Below are 18,716 nucleotides of genomic sequence, written 5' to 3' on the forward strand. Positions count from 1 at the left end.
CACCGACAGCCCCCGCATGACCTCCCCCGCCAGCGGCCTCTCCGCGCACATCCTGCCCACGTCGGCCACGATGATCGGCGTGTGCATGACCGTGATGTCCATCGGCCACCTCGGGCCGCGCGACGACATGCGGTTGCTGATCGACCGGCTTCTTGCCATCGACGCGCTGGTCTTCCTGGCCAGCGCGTTGCTGTCTTTCATCTCGATGCGTTCGCGCCGCTCGGGCGCGCGGCTGGAGGCCTGGGGCGAGATGGTGTTCATCGCCGGCCTCGGGCTGCTGGCGCTGGGCGCTGTTGCGCTGGCCTTCGCGCTGCGGTGAGCCTGGGGCGGCGGGGCTGCTTCAGGGCATGACGCAGGGCCATTCGAGCCGCACGCGCGTGCCGCCGCCGGCCTGGTCGTCCGCCGGTTCGATTTCCAGCCGCGCGCCGATCGCCTGCGCGCGCGAGCGCATGTTCGAGATCCCATGGCCCGCCGGTCTTGCGGCCGCGTCCACGCGCTCACTGGTCTCTCCGGTCCCGCCGGTCATGCGGGACAGGCCCCGCCCGTTGTCGGTGAGCACGATGCGCACCAGCGGCGGCGCTTCGTCCCCGTGCCAGCTCACCTGCATCACGATGCGCGTGGCGGCCGCATGCTTGAGCACGTTGGTGAAGGCCTCCAGCAGGATGCGCTGCAGCTGCAGCGCGGCCTGTGCCGCGAAAGGCTCGATGGTGGGGATGAGCGCCACGTTCCAGACCAGTTCGATGCCGGCTGCGTCCAGCCGCGGCTGCAGCCGGTAGCGCAGCGTCGCCAGCACGGTGGAGAGGTCGTCCTGCGTGGGCTGAAGCGAATCGACCGCCATGCGCATCTCGTCGAGCGCGAGCTTCACATGCTCCTCGACCACGGCCCGGTCGGGCGCGGGCTGCGTCACCACGTTGAGCAGGCCCACCAGTTGCGAGCCGACGCCGTCGTGGATCTCCCGCATGATCCGCTGCCGCTCCACCAGCACTGCCTGTTCCTGCTGCTGCAGGCGCACCGTTTCGAAGGCGCCGCGCAGTTGCTCCTCGCGCTCGGCCACGCGCGCCGAAAGGCTGGCGTTGAGCGCGCCGTAGTCGGCCACGGTGCGGCTGTAGCGCTCGACCACGAGGCCGGCCAGGATCACCACGAAGAAGAACATCGCATGCGGCGTGCGCGTGTAGTAGGCGCCGCCGAAGAGGCCCATGCGCACCAGCAGCAGGTCGTGCGCGCCGGCCAGGATGGCCAGCATGCCCGCCGCCATCAGCACGGCCGCGATGCGCCGCCGCGCCACCAGCGCGCCGTGAATCACATAGGGCAGGCAGACGATGCCGGTCACCTGGAGAACCACCAGGCCGGTGGTCCACAGCAGGGGCCTGGCGAGCGCGAAGGAAGCGCAGGCCAGCGTGACCGACAGCGCCAGCGCCCCGTAGATCGAGCGCACCAGCCAGGGCGGGTTGCGGTCCAGCACCAGCAGCACGAAGCGCGCAATGAGCCCGATGTGGCAGGCATAGCAGACAGCCACCAGCGCGCCCCAGAGCGGCCAGGGCACCGGCACTTCGGGCCAGACGCGGTCGAGGTTGCGCGTGACGCCCGAGAGCGCGGCCAGCGCGAAGCAGCCGTAGAGCGCATCGCGCTGGCGCAGCCACAGGCCTCCGGCCAACCCGCCCATCAGCAGCAGGCTCACCGAATACACGATGGCCGAGTTGTTGCGCCAGTTCTGCTGCGTGCGGTAGAGCGCGGCCAGCGGCGCCTCGGCGCCGTAGCGGATGCTCGCGAGCCCGCCGCCGCGCTGGCGCTGCAGCGTGGTCCGGATCACCAGTTGCTGCGGTTGGTCGCTGCGGTGCAGGGCCGCCGCGACCGGCACCAACTGCGAGCCCTTGGCCGCGTCGTAGCCGGGGTTGCCGAGGCTGCCGAAGCTCGCCAGCAGCGCACCGTCCAGCGAGATCGTCACCTGGTTGCCCACGCCCGAGAGCAGCAGCGCCGCGGGCCCGCCCTCGGGCACAGCCACGGCCGGCAGTTCGATGCGGTAGCTCGCCTTGCCGCCGCGGCCGGGAAACGCGTGGTCCCATCGAAACGGCAACTGCACCCGGCGCACCTGCGGCGGCAGGCCGTCGGGCTCCAGCGTGGCCTCGGCGGAGCGCACGTCCATGCCGTCGGGCAGGCTGCCGGCGGCATCGACCGAACGCGCATGGCCGGTGGAGGCCGGCAGGAGCAGCGCGGGGGCCAGGATCAGGAGCGACAGCGTTGCGGCGGCGAGCACGGGCCAGCGCAGGCCAGCCTGCCGGATCGCCTCAGGGAAGCCAGCCCAGGTTGCGGGCTTCGAACACAGCTTCCGATTTGTTGTGCACATCCAGCTTGCCGTAGATATTGCGGATATGGGATTGGACCGTCGACGCCGAGACTCCCATCTGCGCGCCGACTTCGACATAGGTGAAACCACGAGAGACCAGCCCGAGCACCTCCGATTCGCGCGGCGACAGGCGCTCGGGCGCCACGGTGGAGAAGCGGGCGGCACTGGCGCCGGGGCTCGCCGGGGCGGGCTGCGACGCGTCGGCGCGGGTTTGCCAGCGCCGCAGCAACTGCCGTGCGATCACCGGCGACATCGGCGAGCCGCCCGCGCGCAGGTTGCGGATGTGGGTGGCGAGGTCGGCTTCGGTGCCGTCCTTGAGCAGGTAGCCGCTCGCGCCGGCCTCGAAGGCCAGCACCATGTTGGCCTCGTCGCCGAAGATCGACAGCACCATTACTGCGCAGGCCGGCTGCATGCTGCGGCAACGGCGAATCACCTGCAGGCCGGGCAGGTCGGGCAGGCCCAGGTCCACCAGCAGCACCTCCACCGGGTTCTCGCCCAGCCAGCGCAGCATGTCCACGGCGTTCGAGGCGCTGTAGGCCAGCGCGAGCGAAGGGTCGGCACCGATGACGCGCGCGATGCGCTCGCGCACGCCGGTGTCGTCCTCGACCAGCGCCACCTGCGTGGTCGTCATGGCATGGGGCCGCGGGCGAGGCGCATGGGCGGGTTCCTGGGAGGGTTGCGACAGTCGCCAGCCTACGGACAGGCGAGGCGCTTGCCCATCCTATAGATGAGGGAGGCGGGCGGTGGGCTTTTGCGGTTTGCGCGGCTCGCGTGGCCTGGGCGGCGTGGGCGGCCTGGACGAGGTGCGCGCCGCAGCCTTGCCGAGCCGCCCCGCGACGAGCGCCAGGTGCTCGGCCAGCGCCGGCGGCGACTCCACCTCGAAGTCATGCCCGAGGCAACCCAGCCACACGGCCAGCGCATCGAGCGAATTGGCCGCGGTCGCGATCCGCGTCGTGCCGTCGTCGATCGCTTCGGGCACCCCGCCGACCCAGCCAAGGTGCGCCTCCAAGGCCTTGGCCGGCGCATGCACCACGACGCTCGCGTGGTGAAGGTAGGGCGAGACACGCAGCGCCTGCGCCATGTACGCCGCCACGTCGCCACGCGGCAGCCGGCGCGGCGTGAAGCGCGCGCCGGTCGGCACGGGCGCCACGATGCGGTCGAGGCGGAAGGTGCGCCAGTCTTCGCGCGCCGTGTCCCAGGCCAGCAGGTACCAGCGCTGGCCCGACTGCACCACCCGATGTGGCTCCACCGTGCGCGCGGTCGCCTTGGCGTGATGGTCCCGGTAATCGAAGCGCAGCGCCGCCCGGTCGGTGCAGGCTTCGGCAAACAGCGTGACCGCCTTCAGCCGCACCTCCGACTTGCCGCGCGCGAGCGGCACCACCGCCGCGCGCACGCTGTCGAGCCGCTTGCGCAGCCGCGGCGGCATCAACTGCTCGAGCTTGGCGAGGGCGCGCATCGAGGCGTTCTCGATGTCGCCCTTGCCGTCGCTCGGGTTGCCGAGCCCCAGCGCCACCGCGATGGCCTCTTCGTCTTCGAGCAGCAGCGGGGGCAGGGCGGCGCCCGCGCCGAGCCGGTAGCCGCCGGCCACGCCCGAGGTCGAGTCGACCGTGTAGCCCAAGGTGCGCAGCCGGTCGACATCGCGGCGCAGCGTGCGCTCGGTGATTTCGAGGCGTTCGGCCAGCCCGGCGCCGGTCCATGCGCGTTGGGCCTGGAACAGGGAAAGGAGCCGGATGAGGCGTGCGGAGGCAGACAGCATGGGCCGCATGATGCCTCGGATCGAGGACAGGATCTGTCCGCAATGGGTCATAACCTCGGGTTTCTCTTTCGCCACTCAAGGAACCGCCCATGAAGAAGACATACAACGGCAGCTGCCACTGCGGCAAGGTCCGCTTCCAGGCCCTCATCGACCTTGCCGCGGGCACCGGCAAATGCAATTGCTCGATCTGCATGAAGTCGCGCGGCTGGGGCGCCATCGTCAAGCCCGAAGAGTTCACGCTGCTTGCGGGCGAAGAAGACCTGTCGAGCTACCAGTTCGCCTCGCACAGCGCCGAGCACCTGTTCTGCAAGACCTGCGGCATCAAGTCGTTCGGGCGCGGCAACGTGCCCGAGATCGGCGGCGCCTACGTGAGCGTGAACGTGACCTGCCTGGACGACGCGACGCTGGAAGAACTCTCGACGGCGCCGGTGCGCCACATGGACGGGCGCAACAACAACTGGTTCGAGGTGCCGGCAGAGGTGCGCTATCTCTGAGCGGCGGGCGCCATGCCGTGGCGGCGCTTGGCTTCGGCGCTGTCGTCCGAGGCCATGAAGTCGAGCAGGGCGCGCACGGCGGCCGGCTGCGAGGTGCCGATGCCCGGCGCGGCCGAGAAGGTCGTGACGATCTGGATCGGCTGCGGCAGCGGACCGAGCAAGCGGATGCCTTCGAGGCCGATCAGTTCGCTCATCTGCTGGAAGCCGAGCGCAGCCTCGCCGCGTGCGACCAGCGCACCGACCGGCACGCCCGGCGGTGCCTGCACGAGGCGGTTGCGGATCTCGTCGGCGATGCCCCAGCGTTCGAACAGAGTGAGCAGCGCAACGCCGCTCGGGCCCGTCGAATAGGCGATGTTGGCCGCGGACTGAACGGCGTGGCGCACGGCATCTTCCGTGGTGATGTCGGGCAACTCGGCATCCGCATGCACCGCGACGCCGACCTCCGAGCGGACGATGTCGACCTTGCCCGCCGCATCGAGCCTGCCCGATGCAATGAGCTTGTCGATCGCGTCCGAGGCCAGGGCCACGATGTCGAACGATTCGCCATCGGCCAGGCGCCGTGCGGCATCGATGCCGCCCACTGCCTCGAAGGAGACCGGCACGCCGGTGCGCTGCGCGTACGCCGCCGCGAGCTCGTCAAGCAACCCGCGGGTCGCCATCGAGCAGATGCCTCGCAGGGACGTTGCCATGGGTGTCAGTCCGGCTTGATGTTCGCTTCGCGGATCAGCTTGCCGTAGCGCGCCGCATCGCTCTTGAGCAGCTTCTCGAACTGCGCGGTCGGCCCCGGCAGGGGAACGCCGCCGGCCGCTGCAAGCTGTTCGCGCACTTCCTTCGAATCGATCGCCTTCTGCACCGCCTCGTGCAGCGTGGCGAGCACCGGCGCAGGGAGCCCGGCCGGTGCCACGAAGCCGTACCAGACGCTCGCCTCGAAACCCGGATAACCCGATTCGGCCACCGTCGGCACGCCCGGCAGCACGGCGGATCGCTCGGTGCTCATCACCGCCAGCACCTTCAGCTTGCCGCCCTTCACGAGCGGAAGCACTTCGAGCGCGTTGACCGCCACCACGTCGACATGGCCGCCCAGCACATCGGTGATCGCCTGCGCGCCGCCCTTGTAGGGCACGTGGCTCAGCTTGAGGCCGGCGGTGTGCTGGAACAGCTCCATCGCCAGGTGCGGCGTGGCGCCGTTGCCCGGCGTCGCGACGGTGACGCCGCCGGGCTTGGCCTTGGCGGCGGCCACGAAGTCGGGCAGCGTCTTGATCGGCGAGCCTTCGCGCACCGCGAACACCACGGGCACGCGGCCGACCATCGAGATGGGCGTGAAGTCGCGGTCTAGGTCGTAGGGCGCAGGCTGGTACATCGACGGGTTCACCGCGAGCGCATTGGCCGCGAGCAGCAGCGTGTAGCCATCGGGCGCGCTCGAGGTCAGCGACTTGATCGCGATGTTGGTGCCGGCGCCGGGCTTGTTCTCGACGACCACGGGCTGGCCGAGGACCGTCGACATGCGCTGTCCGACGGAGCGCGCGATGGCATCGACCGCGCCGCCGGCGCTGTAGCCGACGAGGATCTTCACGGGCTTGGAGGGATAGGCGTCGGCTGCGCTCACGCTGAGAGAAGCGCCGAGCGCGAGGAGGCCGGCGAGGGCAAGGAGATTGCGGCGGAGAGAGGATGTCTTCATGGTTTCACAGGAGGGCGGGGCGCTGGCTGTGCTGCGTCCCAGGTCTGCGGCGCGGCATCCTTGCCGGCCACCGAATACAGCGCGCCAGGCGCGTTGCGTGTCTGCTGGAAGTCTTCCAGCGTCTGGCCGCGCATGGCGGCGTAGATGTGCAGGTTGGATACGCCGACGACCGCGCCGAGCTTCTCCAGCATGAAGAAGATGACGCCATAGTGGATGAGCCCGCGCCAGTCGCGTTCGCGCACCAGCGTGCGTTCCTGCGGCGTCAGCGCCGCGGCATCGAAGGCTGCTTCTTCATCGGCAAGGAAGCGGGCGCGATGCTCGGGCCGCGTCATGCCATGCAGGAACTTGTTGAGGCGGTATGCGCGCACGCTGGTCTCCAGCGTGAACGGATGCGTGCCTTCGAGCGATTCGACGCCGGCCAGTTGCTCGTCCATGTGGCGGCGATGGCGCTCTATTTCGCGGGCAACGGGCGGGCTCGCGAGGTTCTCGTAGATGGCGGTCGCGATGCCCGTCATCGACGGCAGGTAATAGCTCTGGTGCGTCTTGCGGATGTTGGACGAGAGCGCGCCGCGCATCACCAGCCACATGATCACTTCCGCGCCTTCCATGCCGCCGAGCGTGGCGAGCTCGGCCTGGGTCATCTCGGTGAGGCGCACCGGGTCGTTCTCGATGAGGTCGAGGAACTGCGCGTCCCATGCGGTGTTGTTGAAGCCCGCGCGCTCGCCGTGCACCTGGTGCGACAGCCCGCCGGTGGCGACGATGGCCACCTTGAGGTCTTCGGGATAGCTCTCGATCCCGCGGCGCAGCGCCTGCCCGAGCCTGTAGCAGCGCCGTGCCGAGGGCACCGGCGACTGCAGCACGCCGACCTGCAGCGGGATCACCGGCACGGGCCATGCGGGCTCGTGCGGACACAGCAGCGACATCGGCGAGAACACGCCGTGATCGAGCGCGCGGTCCTGGAAGAAGGACATGTCGAACTCGTCCGCCACCAGCGAGCGGCCGATGTGCTGCGCGAGCGCCGGATGGCCGGCGAGCGGCGGCAGGTCGCGCGCGCCGCCGCCTTCGTCGGCCACCGCGTGCTGTTCGCCGACGCCGAGCGAGAAGGCCGAATAGTGATCGAAGAAGAACGCGCTGACGTGGTCGTTGTAGATGAAGAAGAGCACGTCGGGCTGGCGCTCGGCGAGCCAGCGCTGCACGGGCGCGAAGGCCTCGAAGATCGGCGCCCACACCGGGTCCTGCTGCTTCTTCTTGTCGTACGCGAAGCCGATGGTGGGCGTGTGCGAGCACGCGACGGCGCCGATGATGCGAGCCATGGTGGTTCTTCTTCAGTCGATGTAGCGCAGGCCGGCCTTGGCCAATGGCTCGCGCATGGCGTACATGTCGAGGCCCAGCTCGCCCGCGGCGAAGCGCTCGCGCTTGGCAGTTTCGTTGGCCTCGCGGGCCTCGGCCGCATCGGCCACCTGCTGCGCGCGTGAGGCCGGCACGATGACCACGCCATCGATGTCGGCAACGACCACGTCGCCCGGGTTCACCAGCGCGCCCGCGCACACCACCGGCACGTTGACCGAGCCGAGGGTTGCCTTGATCGTTCCCTTCGAATGGATCGCGCGGCTGAACACGGGGAAGCCCATCGCGTTGAGGTCACGCACGTCGCGCACGCCGCCGTCGATCACCAGGCCCTTGCAGCCGCGCGCCTTGAACGAGGTCGCGAGCAGGTCGCCGAAGAAGCCGTCGGTGCTGTCGCTGGTGCAGGCCGCAACCACGACGTCGCCGGGCTGGATCTGCTCGGCCGCGACATGCAGCATCCAGTTGTCGCCGGGCTGCAGCAGCACGGTGACTGCCGTGCCGCAGAAGCGCGCATCGGGGTGGATGGGGCGGATGCGCGGCTGCATCAGGCCGAGCCGGCCGAGCGCTTCGTGCACGGTGGAAACGCCGAAGCGCGAGAGCTTTTCGACCGCGGCCGCATCGGCGCGCACGATGTTGCGATGCACGACGCCGAGTTGTTGTGGAAGGGTGTTGTGCGACATGGTCAGAGGCCTTTGGCGATGAGTGCGCGATCCAGTCGCGGATAGACGCGGCGTGCGTTGCCTTCGAACACCTTGTGGCGTGTGTCGGCATCGAGCATCGGCGTCGCATCGATGTAGCGGCGCGTGTCGTCGTAGAAGAACCCGGTCTCGGGATCGATGCCGCGCACGGCCCCGATCATCTCGCTCGCGAAGAGGATGTTGTCCACCGGGATCACGCGCGTCAGCAGGTCGATGCCCGGCTGGTGATAGACGCAGGTGTCGAAGAAGATGTTGTTGAGCAGGTGGTCTTTCAGCAGCGGCTTCTTCATCTCCTGCGCGAGCCCGCGAAAGCGCCCCCAGTGGTAGGGCACCGCACCGCCGCCGTGCGGGATCACGAAGCGCAGCGTGGGAAAGTCGGTGAAGAGGTCGGAGGTGAGGCACTGCATGAAGGCTGTGGTGTCCGCATTCAGGTAGTGCGCGCCGGTCGTGTGAAAGCAGGCATTGCAGCTCGTGCTGACATGCACCATCGCCGGAATGTCGTGCTCGACCATCTTCTCGTAGAGCGGATACCAGTGGCGGTCCGACAGCGGTGGCGAAGTCCAGTGCCCGCCCGACGGATCGGGGTTGAGGTTGATCGCCACGAAGCCGTACTCGCGCACGCAGCGCTCCAGCTCGGGGATGCAACTGCGCGGATCGACAGCGGGCGATTGCGGCAGCATCGCCGCGCCGATGAAGTGGTCGGGGAAGAGCTCGCTTACCCGAAAGCACAGCTCGTTGCAGATCGCGGCCCAGGTCGACGAGGTTTCGAAGTCGCCGATGTGATGCGCCATGAAGCTTGCGCGCGGACTGAAGATCGTGAGGTCGCTGCCGCGTTCCTTCATGAGGCGCAGCTGGTTGCCCTCGATCGATTCGCGCAGTTCGTCGTCGCTGATCTTCAGGTCGGCGACGCGGGGCTTCATCGCGGGGTCTTTCAGCCCTGCGATCTGCTGGGCGCGCCAGTTCTCCAGCGCCTTGGGCGCGGTGGTGTAGTGGCCGTGGCAGTCGATGATCATTTCTTGCAACCCAATTGGTTTGGCTCGGAGCCATCGAGTGTGGTCGCGGACCCTCTGGCGTGGGGTGAGTTCGGGTTGCCCTACCATCAGACTTTTTTATCGATAGGGTTTACCCGAGAGATTGAAATGAGTGGTGCGCACCAACCAGACAAAGTGATCGGCAGCGCGCTCGCCATCAACCTGCGCCATCTGCGCGCGTTCTCTGCCGTGGCCGCCGCCGGCAGCATCGCCAGGGCCGCGGAAGAGCAGCTCTACCGCGTCGCCTCGGGCGTCACGCGTTCCATTTCCGAACTGGAGAGCGCGCTGGGCAGGCCGCTCTTCGATCGCCGTGCGCGCGGCATGGCGCTCAATTCGTACGGCGACCTGGTGCTGGTGCGCGCGCGCCGCATCGAGCGCGAGTTCGAGGAGGCGCGTACGCAGCTCGTCGCGCGCGGCGGCATCGGCGCGACCGCCGATGTGCCATCGCTCTTCGCATCGATCCTCAACGGCCGGCGGCTCGCGGTGATCGCGAGCCTGGTCGAGAAGCGCAACATGCCGGCGGTCGCGCGCGAGTTCGGCATCACGCAGCCGGCTGTCAGCAGCGCGCTGAAAGACCTGGAGGGCGGACTCGGCGTTGCGCTGCTCGAACGGAAGGCGCGCGGCCTTGCACCGACGACAGCGGGCGAGATCGTGGCCCTCTACTTCAAGCGCGTGCTCGCGGAGCTGCGCCACATCGGGCCGGACATCGCCGCGAGCGACGGCATGTTGCAGGGGAGCGTGACCGTCGGGGCGCTCCCGCTCGGACGCACGCAGATCCTGCCGCTCGCGATCGCCTCGCTGCTCGCGCGGCATCCGGGGTTGCACGTGGCCACGGTCGAGAGCCCGTACGACGCGCTGGCCGCCTCGCTGCGCAGCGGCGACGTCGACTTCATCCTCGGCGCGCTGCGCAGCCCGGCCGAAGCCAGGGACCTGCAGCAGGAAGCGCTGTTCGAAGACAGCATCGCGGTGATCGCACGCGCAGGCCATCCGCTGGAGCGCACGCAGCGTATCGACTTCGATGCACTGCGGCAGGCGACATGGGCGCTTTCGCGGCACAACACGCCGTCACGCGAACTGCTGGAGCGCTTCTTCTCGTCGGCGCGCGAGGCGCCGCCGATTCCGGCGGTGGAGACCGGAGACCTCGCCGTGCTGCGCGGCCTGCTGCTGGAGAGCGACATGCTCACGGCAATCTCGCCGCATCAACTGCGCTACGAGATTCGCGACGGCAGCCTGGTGGTGCTGGACTTTCCGCTCGACGAGATGCGCCGCGAGATCGGGCTCACGCAGCGCCAGGGCGCATTGGCGTCGCCGGGGGCGAGGGCGTTGATGGCGGAGATCGCGGCGGTGGTGGCGCGGTCCCCGGATTTCCGGGGGAGGGCGAGGCGAACGGGCGGTTGATCAGCGCTTATCCGGTTGCGGTGCGCTTCGATCGAACCGGAGCCCGGCCGCGGTTCCACTCCCGAGATCGAGCACGAAGCGCATCTCCGCGCCTTCCGAAACAAGCTGGAGCCTGAGCTTCGCCTGCAGCGTGTCGCAGCGCAGGTGCGCGTTCTTCGCCGCACCGGCCGCGTCGCGCACCGACAGCGAATCGATCTGTGCCGTCACGCCGCGGCCCACGGCCTCGGAATGCAGGCCGATGCGGTTGCGGCCCGCGTCGCGGCCTTCGAGGCGGCCCTGCAATCCCGAGAGCGCGAAGACGCCGTCACCGAGTTGCAGGTCGCCGGACAGCGAGGTGCGACCCAGCAGCAAGCGCGCCTGCTCGGTCAGCCCGCTGCCCCCTTGCCTGAGGCCGCAGCGCAGCATCGACTCGGCGAACGCCTGCAACTGCAGCTTGCCGCGCTCGGAAATCCACGGGCTCAGCAGCGCGCCGCGGCGCTCGAAGGTCACGCCGGCCAGCGGAGCCGAGGCGAACTGGTAGATGTAGCTGCGGCCATCGGGCGCATCGACATAGATGCCCAGCCGGCTCACGCCCATGCGCGAGTCGGGGCCCACGTGCTCGACCGTCGCGTCGTTGAAATCGATCTGCCCGCCGCGTAGGGGCACCGTCACGTCCGCATCGAAGAGCAGATGCGCATCGGTGATTTTTCCGCGGATGGTGCCGTGGGCCGTGCCGAGCGGGGCGAGGCTTGTTGCATCGGCCGGCGCCTGAGTGGCGGGAAATGCTGCAGCCGGCGCCGTCACCTGTGCGGTGCTCCATGCCTCGTGCAGTCGCGGCGGCATGCGCAAAGGACCATGCAGCTTCAGGCCCGAGAACTCGGCTTCGCGGGCCTCGACGCCGACCAACTGCGGCGCGCCGGCCTCGCTGCGTATCTGCGCGACGAGGCCGCGCACGGCCACGCGGCCGATCTCCAGCGTGAGTTCGCCTGAGGTGAGCTGAAGGGAGGCCGCTTCGAGCTGATCGATCCGGAGGCTGGCCGTGCCGTCCTTCTCCGGACCCCAGGCCAGGCCTTCGATCGCGAAGCGATTGCCCGCGATGCTGTCAGAAGCCGCGAGGTCTACGCCAAGCAGCAGTTGAAGGATGGAGGACGCGAGAGGAGTCGCCATGGGTTTCTTCTACCAGACCTCGCCATGCCGGCGTGTCGGCCTCCGGCGCATGTGCGGTGCCCCGGATGGCGGCTCTTCAACCGTGTAACGGCCCGGCTTTCAGGGCTTGCGCACGACGCGCCCGATCCACGCGAGCAGCACCGCCACGACTTCATCGCGGTTGGTTTCGTTCAGCGTCTCATGGCGCGCGCCGCCGAACACATGGCAGGACACATCGCGCAGCCCCGCCTCGCGGTAGCGCTGCACCAGCGGATAGAACCATTCGGCCTTGTTGCTGACCGGGTCCTGGTCGCCGATGAAGAGGTACAGCGGCAGCTCGGGCCGGATGCGCGATTGCATCGCCGCGGGCGCCAGATCGTCGAGGTTCGCGAACATGGAACCCAGCCCCTCGGCCGACACCGTGAAGCCGCACAGCGGATCGGCGATGTACGCATCGACCTGCGCCGGATCGCGGCTGAGCCAGTCGAACGGCGTGCGCACCTCGGGCAGCGCGGCGTTCATGTCTTCGAGGCGAAAGCCGCTCTGCAGCGCGGTGCCCAGCAGGTCGAGGGCCGAGGTGCCCGAGAGCACCGCGCCAGACAGCAGTTCGCTGTGCCGCACCAGGTAGTACTGGGTGGCGAACGAGCCCATGCTGTGGCCGAGGAGGATGAGCGGCAGGCCGGGATGCGCGGCGCGTGCGTGGCGGCTCAGCAGCGCCATGTCGTCCACGAGGCCTGCGAAATTGCGCGGACCGAATTCGCCGAGTTCGTTGTTCGCCAGGGCATAGGCGCCGTGGCCGCGGTGCTCGTTCGCGTAGACGACGTAGCCGGCCTGCGTGAGCGCATCGGCAAGCGGGCGATAGCGCAGCGAATGTTCGCCCATGCCATGCGCCAGCTGCACGATGGCCCGCGGCGTTCCGGCCTGCCAGCGGTGGGCTTCCACCGGGTGGCCGTCGTTGGCGGTCAGTTCGAAGTTTGTCTCGGTATTCGGCATGCGGTGTCCCCTGTGGAAGAGGATTGCCATCCTAGTCGTTGAAGGCCCGCAGCATCGCCTTGCGCAGCCACATCTCTGCCGAGTCCTTGTCCGTCACCGCGCGCCAGGCGAGCTTGATCTGGTAGTCCGGGCCCTCGAAAGGCAGGGGCTCGAAGCGAAGCCCGCCTTGCGCCGACAGTGCCAGCGCCACGTGCTCGGGCACCGTGGCCAAGAGGTCGGTGCCGGCGAGCACGGCGGGGAGGCTGCCGAACTGGGGCACCGAAAAAGCCACGTCGCGCTGGCGCCCGATTTCGCCGAGTGTTTCGTCGACGGTGCCGCACAGGTCGCCCGCATAGGTCACGAGCACGTGGCGGCGCCGGCAGTAGTCGTCGAGCGAGAGCTTTCCGGGCACGGTGTCGGCGCGCAGCATGGCGAAGCGCGCCGTGCGGACCTTGCGCACCTTGGCGTCGGCGGGCAGGTCCTTGAGGAACGACATCACCGCGCTGACCTCTCCCTGCTCCAGGTAGCTCATGGCGTTGCGATAGCAGACCGTGAGCGTCACCAGCTTGGCGCGCGGCACTTCGGCGCTCAGGGCGCGCAGCAGGCGCGGCAGCATCGCGATCTGCAGGTCGTCGGTGAGGCCGATTCGGAAGATCGGCGCGGCGCGCTCGGGCTCGAAATCAGCCTGCGCGCGGAACGTGGCCTCGATCTGCGCGAGCGCGGGGCCCAGGCCCTGCATCAGCGCCAGCGCGCGTTCGGTCGGCTCCATCACGCGGCCGTGGCGCACCAGCAGCGGATCGCCCGTGAGCTCGCGCAGCCGCGCCAGCGCATGGCTCACCGCGGGCTGGCCGAGGTTCAGCCGCCCCGCGGCGCGGCTGACGTGGCGCTCGCGCATGAGCGCGGCCAGCACGGTGAGCAGGTTCAGGTCGATGCGGTTGAGTTCGACAGCTTTCATTGGCGGTGATCCGGGCGTTATCGATTGCGCGCATAGCGGCTATCCGGCGAATCGATTTCCTTGATTGTGCTGCGGCCCCTAGATTGATGCCATCGGTCAATTCAAGAAGGAGATTTTTCATGAGCAGGATGATTCGCTTCCACGTGTTCGGCGGTGCCGAGGTGCTGAAGATCGAGGAGGCCGGGACGCCGGTACCCGGCCCGGGCGAAGTGCGCGTCGCGGTGCAGGCCATCGGCCTGAACCGGGCCGATGCGCTGTGGCGCGAGAACCTCTACATCGAAGACGCGACGCTGCCGGCCGGGCTGGGCAACGAGGCGGCGGGCGTCGTCGAGGCGGTCGGGGAGGGCGTCGAAGGGCTGAAGGTGGGAGACAAGGTCGCGGTGCTGCCGGGCGCGGGGCAGGGCCGCTACCCCACCTATGGCGAAAGCATCCTCCTGCCGGCGGCACATGTGGTGCGGTATCCCGGCAACCTGTCGGCCGCGCAGGCGGCGGGTGCGTACATGGCGTACCTCACAGGCTATTTCCCGATGTTCGAGATGGCGCAACTCAAGCGCGGCCAGGTGATGCTCGTGACCGGCGCTTCATCGGGCACCGGCATCGCGGCGCTGCAGATGGCGCGCGCGGCGGACATCGTCGCCATCGCTGTCACGCGCACGGCTGCCAAGCGCGATGCGCTGCGCGAAGCCGGTGCGGCGCATGTGGTCGTGACCGACGACGAAGACGTGGTCGAGCGTGTGATGAAACTCACCGAAGGCCGCGGCGTCGACCTGGTGTACGACGGCGTGGGCGGCGCGCAGGTCGAACGGCTCGGCGATGTCGTCGCGCATCGCGGCTGGTACGTGCTGTATGGCCTCTCGGGCGGCGCGGAGTTCAAGTACCCGGTGATTGCGCAGTTCCGCAAGAGCTGGCGCTTCCACGTCTACAAGGTGCTGGAGCACACCGGCGCGGCCACGATGGGATTGCTACGCGACGAGGCGGCGCTCGCCCGCGCGCTGGCTTTCATCGACGCAGGCCTTGCCGACGGCAAGCTGCAGGTGCGCATCGACCGCGAGTTCGCATTCGATGACGTGGTGCAAGCGCACCAGTACCTGGAGCGTGCGGGGCATATCGGCAAGGTCGTTCTCACGGTTTGATGGGCGCATCGGCGGGGGCAGGGGCTGGGCAAGCTTCTTGCACGTCGGGACAAGCCCCATGGCGGCAAGCGCGACCCGGCGGTAGATTTGCAGGCACGCCCCCGTGGCAAACAATGGTTTTCAACCCCCTGACCCCCCAGGAGTGCCCGTGGACGCATGGTCGAGCCAGCAGCTTTCTCCCTTGTACGGACGCGAGGTGTTCCGCTCGCGCGAAGCGGACGAGACCCACGCGCTGGTTGCCCACGAGCTGAAGGACCATCGCAGCGTCTGGGGGCGCGGGAAGGTCGACGCGGTGTTCTGCCGTGCCGAGCTGAGCGCACTGTCGCTGTGCATCCTGCGCTACGGCTGCGACGTGGACATCGAGCCCGATGCGCTCGGCAACTTCGTGCTGGTGCAGATGCCGCTGCGCGGCCATGCCGAAATCCGCACGGGCGGGCAGACGCTGCACATCCATCCGGGGCAGGGCGCGGTCGTGTCCGCGCACAAGCCGGTGCGGCTGCGCTGGCATGCCGACTGCGAGCAGCTGATGCTCAAGATCCAACTGGGTCGCCTGCAGGAAGTGGCGCGCCGCGCGTTCGCCGCGCGCCATGCCGACGAGGTGGGCGAGATCGATTTCGACATGCCGCTGCGGCTGGACGACGCCGCCGGCGCGCAGTGGTGCCGCATGGTGGCCAACCTCGCATCGCTGCTGCCCGCGGCGAGCGACAGCAGCACCGCGTACGACCCGCGCTGGCTGGCCCACTGCGAGGACAACCTCATGCTCTACCTGCTGTGCCACCGGCCCAACTCGGTGCGGCGGCAGCACGATGCGCTGCGCCTCGGCTCGGAGGCGGCCAGCCTCGGCCAGTTGCGGCGCGCCGAGGAGTTCATGCGCAGCCGGCTCGACACGGCCGTGTCGCTCGAGGAGGTGGCAGAGGCCGCGGGCGTGACGCGGCGCATGCTGGCGCTGCTCTTCAGGCGCCACCGCGACCTGTCGCCGATGGAGGTGCTGCGCAACATGCGGCTCGATGCGGCGCATGCGCAGCTCGCGCGCCACGACGGCACGAGCGTGACGCAGATCGCGCTCGACTGCGGCTTCTCGCACCTGAGCCGCTTCGCCGCCTGCTACCGGGAGCGCTTCGGCCAGCTCCCGCGCGAGACTTCAAGACATTAGGACTTCATCGCGCACTTGGCGGCCGTGGTGTCCTGGTAGTTCTGCAGCACGGTGCCGATCACCTTGTTGGTGATGCGGCCGCTCGCGTCCTTGCCGATCACGCGCAGGTAGTAGTTCTGGATCGGGAAGTTGTTGGCGCCGTAGCTGAAATCGCCGCGCACCGACTTGTACTTCGCGGCCTTGATCGCCTTGAGCAGCGCGGGTTTGTCGGCCACCTTGCCGCCGGCATCGCGCACGGCCGCGTCCATGGCCATCAGCACGTCGTACGCCTGGCCGGCATAGAAGGAGGGATTGCGTCCGTTGTTCTGCTGGCGGAACGCGGCCACGAAGCGCTGGTTGGCGGGGTTGTCCAGGTCATAGGACCAATGCGCGGTGTTGAAAAGCCCGAGCATCGGCTCGCCGACGGCGGGGATCATGTCCTCGTCGGCCGAGAAGGCGGTCGAGATCAGCGCCACGTCTCTCGACAGGCCCGCGCCGACGAACTGCTTGATGAAGCTCACGCCCATGGCGCCGGGCAAGAAGAAATAGAGCGCATCGGGCTTGCTCGCGCGGATCTGGGCGATCTCGGCCGAGTAGTCGAGCTGCCCGAGCTTGGTGTAGAGCTCGTCTCCCACAGCGCCCTTGAAGTTGCGCTTGAATCCGCTGGCCGCGTCCTTGCCGCCGGGATAGCTGGGTGCGATGAGCGCCACTTTCTTGAAGCCCTTGTCGGAGGCGAACTTGCCTGCCGCCTCGTGGTACGCATCGTTCGGGTACGACGCGCCGAAGAAGTAGGGGTTGCACTTGGCGCCCGAGTAATCGCTCGGGCCGGTGTTGCTCGAGAGGTAGGGCACCTTGGCGGCGAAGAGCGGCGGGCCGACGGCGAGTGCGACGGACGATCCGACGGGGCCGGTGAAGAGGTCGATCTTGTCGCGCAGCAGCATGCGCTCGACCACCTGGCGGGCCAGGTCGGGGTTGCCCGCGGTGTCGGCTTCGACGAACTCGACCGGCACGCCGCCGAGCTTGCCGTCGAGCTGTTTCATCGCCACGGCGAAGCCGGCCTTGGCCTCGGCGCCGCCGACGGCGAAGGGGCCGGAGAGGTCCATCGCGAGGCCGACCTTGACAGGCTGGGCCTGTGCTTGCGATAGCGATGCGCCAGTGACGACGGCGACGGCCAACAAGGCCGTTCGGATGCTTGCCTGCGACATGAGAAATCTCCTCTGAAGGGATTCGGTGGACGTGGGGGTGAATGCAATGCGCGTCGCAGTCTGCGTGCCGCCGCGGCGGCGGGCTATCCGTTTCCTGCAGCGACGTCGCTTGCAAGAAATGGACAGACAGCGGCAAGGGCGCTGCCCAGAATTTCGCAAGCCCCACCACTTTGGAGACACCCACGATGAGTCAGTACATCGACATCCCCGCCGGCGATGGCCGCAGCTTTCGCGGCTACCTCGCACTGCCGGCCTCAGGCAGCGGCCCCGGCATCGTGCTGTGCCAGGAGATCTTCGGCATCAACGACTATGTGCGCGAGGTGGCCGACCTCTATGCAGAAGAAGGCTACGTGGTGCTCGCACCCGATCTCTTCTGGCGCATGGAGCCCAACGTCGACCTGGGCTACTCGCCGGAAGACTGGCAACGCGCCTTCGGCTTCTTCCAGAAGTTCGACATCGAGGCCGGCATCGCCGACGTCACCGCGAGCGTGAAGGCGCTGCGCGCGCACCCGGCCTGCACCGGCAAGGTGGGCGCGCTGGGCTATTGCCTCGGCGGCAAGCTGGCTTATCTGGCGGCCGCGCATTCGGGCGTGGATGCGGCGGTGGGCTACTACGGTGTCGGCATCGAAGCCGCGCTGGACCTCGTGCCGAAGATCGAATGCCCGATCGCGCTGCATTTCGCCGAGCTCGACCAGTTCTGCCCGCCCGAGGCGCGCGCCCAGGTGCTCGATGCCTTTGCCGGCAAACCGGGCGCGCAGATGTACGTCTACGCCGGTGTGGATCACGCTTTCGCACGCACCGGCGGCGACCATTTCGACAAACCTTCCACGCTGATGGCGCACCAGCGCTCCATGACGCTCTTCAAGGAGGCCATCGGGCCTGTCTACGACCTCTCGGCGCTGTGGGACAAGCACTGCGAATACGAGTTCGCCACGCGCGACGTGGTCGCCACCATGGGCACGATGGTGAGCGAGCCCTACGTCAACCACATCCCGACGATGACCGGCGGCGTGGGTGCGAAGGAGCTGTCGCGCTTCTACAAGCACCACTTCATTCCGACGACGCCGCCCGACACGCGGCTCACGCCGATCTCGCGCACCGTGGGCGCGACGCAGATCGTCGATGAGATGCTCTTCTCTTTCACCCACACGGTGGAAGTCGACTGGATGCTGCCGGGCATCGCGCCGACCGGCAAGCCGGTGGAGATTGCGCTGGTGGCCATCGTCAAGTTCCGCGGCGACAAGCTGTACCACGAGCACATCTACTGGGACCAGGCCAGCGTGCTGGTGCAGATCGGGCTGCTCGATGCCAAGGGCCTGCCCGTGGCGGGCGTGGAAACCTCGCGCAAGCTGGTGGATGAGACGCTGCCCTCGAACACGCTGATGCCGCGCTGGTCGAAGTCGAACGGCCTCACGATCGCCGACCCGGCGCTGCTGTTGGGATGACGC

Annotated in this window: 18 protein-coding genes; 6 read left to right on the forward strand and 12 right to left on the reverse strand. The window is 68.7% G+C overall.

All coding sequences use genetic code 11. From position 1 onward, the window contains the following. Positions 1-16 precede the first annotated feature (16 nt). Positions 17-319, forward strand: a complete 303-nt coding sequence (locus VARPA_RS12880; RefSeq protein ID WP_041942879.1) for a hypothetical protein — start codon at positions 17-19, stop codon at positions 317-319. A 21-nt stretch (positions 320-340) separates the two neighbouring features. Here VARPA_RS12880 and VARPA_RS31975 read toward each other — a convergent pair whose 3' ends face one another. From VARPA_RS31975 to VARPA_RS12895, 3 genes are all read right to left on the reverse strand, one after another. Then, the gene (locus VARPA_RS31975; protein ID WP_416367508.1) at positions 341-1,255 is read right to left on the reverse strand and encodes a sensor histidine kinase; all 915 of its coding nucleotides are present in this window, start codon (positions 1,253-1,255) and stop codon (positions 341-343) included. A gap of 1,030 nt (positions 1,256-2,285) precedes the next feature. Continuing rightward, positions 2,286-2,975 carry a response regulator transcription factor gene (locus VARPA_RS12890; RefSeq protein WP_013541004.1) on the reverse strand — a complete coding sequence of 230 codons (690 nt, stop codon included), beginning with the start codon at positions 2,973-2,975 and terminating at the stop codon, positions 2,286-2,288. Positions 2,976-3,065: 90 nt separating this feature from the next. After that, entirely contained in the window at positions 3,066-4,100 is a 1,035-nt protein-coding gene (locus VARPA_RS12895; RefSeq protein WP_144298968.1) for a helix-turn-helix transcriptional regulator, read from the reverse strand. Positions 4,101-4,189: 89 nt separating this feature from the next. On the opposite strand from VARPA_RS12895, the gene VARPA_RS12900 reads away from it, so the two are divergent. Then, on the forward strand, positions 4,190-4,594 hold the full coding sequence (locus tag VARPA_RS12900; protein ID WP_013541006.1) for a GFA family protein: 405 nt from the start codon (positions 4,190-4,192) through the stop codon (positions 4,592-4,594). On the opposite strand, the gene VARPA_RS12905 is transcribed toward VARPA_RS12900, so the two are convergent. Genes VARPA_RS12905 through VARPA_RS12925 form a run of 5 tightly spaced genes read right to left on the reverse strand, consistent with a single transcriptional unit; the run spans position 4,585 to position 9,330 of the window. Continuing rightward, positions 4,585-5,283 (reverse strand): substrate-binding domain-containing protein, encoded by a 699-nt coding sequence (locus tag VARPA_RS12905; protein WP_013541007.1) that lies wholly within the window; start codon positions 5,281-5,283, stop codon positions 4,585-4,587. The genes VARPA_RS12900 and VARPA_RS12905 overlap by 10 nt on opposite strands. A gap of 5 nt (positions 5,284-5,288) precedes the next feature. Continuing rightward, the gene (locus VARPA_RS12910; RefSeq protein ID WP_013541008.1) at positions 5,289-6,272 is read right to left on the reverse strand and encodes a Bug family tripartite tricarboxylate transporter substrate binding protein; all 984 of its coding nucleotides are present in this window, start codon (positions 6,270-6,272) and stop codon (positions 5,289-5,291) included. Then, the gene (locus VARPA_RS12915) at positions 6,269-7,585 is read right to left on the reverse strand and encodes a gallate dioxygenase (RefSeq protein WP_013541009.1); all 1,317 of its coding nucleotides are present in this window, start codon (positions 7,583-7,585) and stop codon (positions 6,269-6,271) included. The genes VARPA_RS12910 and VARPA_RS12915 overlap by 4 nt, the downstream gene beginning before the upstream one ends. Positions 7,586-7,597: 12 nt before the next feature. Beyond that, complete coding sequence (ligK, locus tag VARPA_RS12920; protein WP_013541010.1) at positions 7,598-8,299, reverse strand: 4-carboxy-4-hydroxy-2-oxoadipate aldolase/oxaloacetate decarboxylase; 702 nt, start codon at positions 8,297-8,299, stop codon at positions 7,598-7,600. Between the two features lie 2 nt (positions 8,300-8,301). Continuing rightward, positions 8,302-9,330 carry an amidohydrolase family protein gene (locus tag VARPA_RS12925; protein ID WP_013541011.1) on the reverse strand — a complete coding sequence of 343 codons (1,029 nt, stop codon included), beginning with the start codon at positions 9,328-9,330 and terminating at the stop codon, positions 8,302-8,304. Between the two features lie 126 nt (positions 9,331-9,456). Here VARPA_RS12925 and VARPA_RS12930 point away from each other — a divergent pair, with 126 nt between their 5' ends. Then, the gene (locus VARPA_RS12930; RefSeq protein ID WP_013541012.1) at positions 9,457-10,746 is read left to right on the forward strand and encodes a LysR family transcriptional regulator; all 1,290 of its coding nucleotides are present in this window, start codon (positions 9,457-9,459) and stop codon (positions 10,744-10,746) included. On the opposite strand, the gene VARPA_RS12935 is transcribed toward VARPA_RS12930, so the two are convergent. The 3 genes from VARPA_RS12935 to VARPA_RS12945 all read right to left on the reverse strand — a co-directional run bounded on the left by VARPA_RS12935 (position 10,747) and on the right by VARPA_RS12945 (position 13,798). Next, entirely contained in the window at positions 10,747-11,892 is a 1,146-nt protein-coding gene (locus tag VARPA_RS12935; protein WP_013541013.1) for a hypothetical protein, read from the reverse strand. A gap of 99 nt (positions 11,893-11,991) precedes the next feature. Then, complete coding sequence (locus tag VARPA_RS12940; protein WP_013541014.1) at positions 11,992-12,864, reverse strand: alpha/beta fold hydrolase; 873 nt, start codon at positions 12,862-12,864, stop codon at positions 11,992-11,994. Positions 12,865-12,895: 31 nt separating this feature from the next. Next, entirely contained in the window at positions 12,896-13,798 is a 903-nt protein-coding gene (locus VARPA_RS12945; RefSeq protein WP_013541015.1) for a LysR family transcriptional regulator, read from the reverse strand. 119 nt (positions 13,799-13,917) lie between these two features. Between VARPA_RS12945 and VARPA_RS12950 the strand changes: the two genes are divergently transcribed. After that, positions 13,918-14,931, forward strand: a complete 1,014-nt coding sequence (locus VARPA_RS12950) for a zinc-dependent alcohol dehydrogenase family protein (RefSeq protein WP_013541016.1) — start codon at positions 13,918-13,920, stop codon at positions 14,929-14,931. 148 nt (positions 14,932-15,079) lie between these two features. Beyond that, entirely contained in the window at positions 15,080-16,084 is a 1,005-nt protein-coding gene (locus tag VARPA_RS12955; protein WP_013541017.1) for an AraC family transcriptional regulator, read from the forward strand. Here the strand turns inward: VARPA_RS12955 and VARPA_RS12960 are convergent. Continuing rightward, positions 16,081-17,268 (reverse strand): ABC transporter substrate-binding protein, encoded by a 1,188-nt coding sequence (locus VARPA_RS12960; protein ID WP_013541018.1) that lies wholly within the window; start codon positions 17,266-17,268, stop codon positions 16,081-16,083. The two genes, VARPA_RS12955 and VARPA_RS12960, sit on opposite strands and share 4 nt — an antisense overlap. Before the next feature lie 185 nt (positions 17,269-17,453). On the opposite strand from VARPA_RS12960, the gene VARPA_RS12965 reads away from it, so the two are divergent. Continuing rightward, positions 17,454-18,713 (forward strand): dienelactone hydrolase family protein, encoded by a 1,260-nt coding sequence (locus VARPA_RS12965; RefSeq protein WP_013541019.1) that lies wholly within the window; start codon positions 17,454-17,456, stop codon positions 18,711-18,713. Positions 18,714-18,716 lie beyond the last annotated feature (3 nt).

Origin of the sequence: Variovorax paradoxus EPS (genome assembly GCF_000184745.1) — a bacterium.
Lineage (GTDB): Bacteria > Pseudomonadota > Gammaproteobacteria > Burkholderiales > Burkholderiaceae_C > Variovorax > Variovorax paradoxus_C.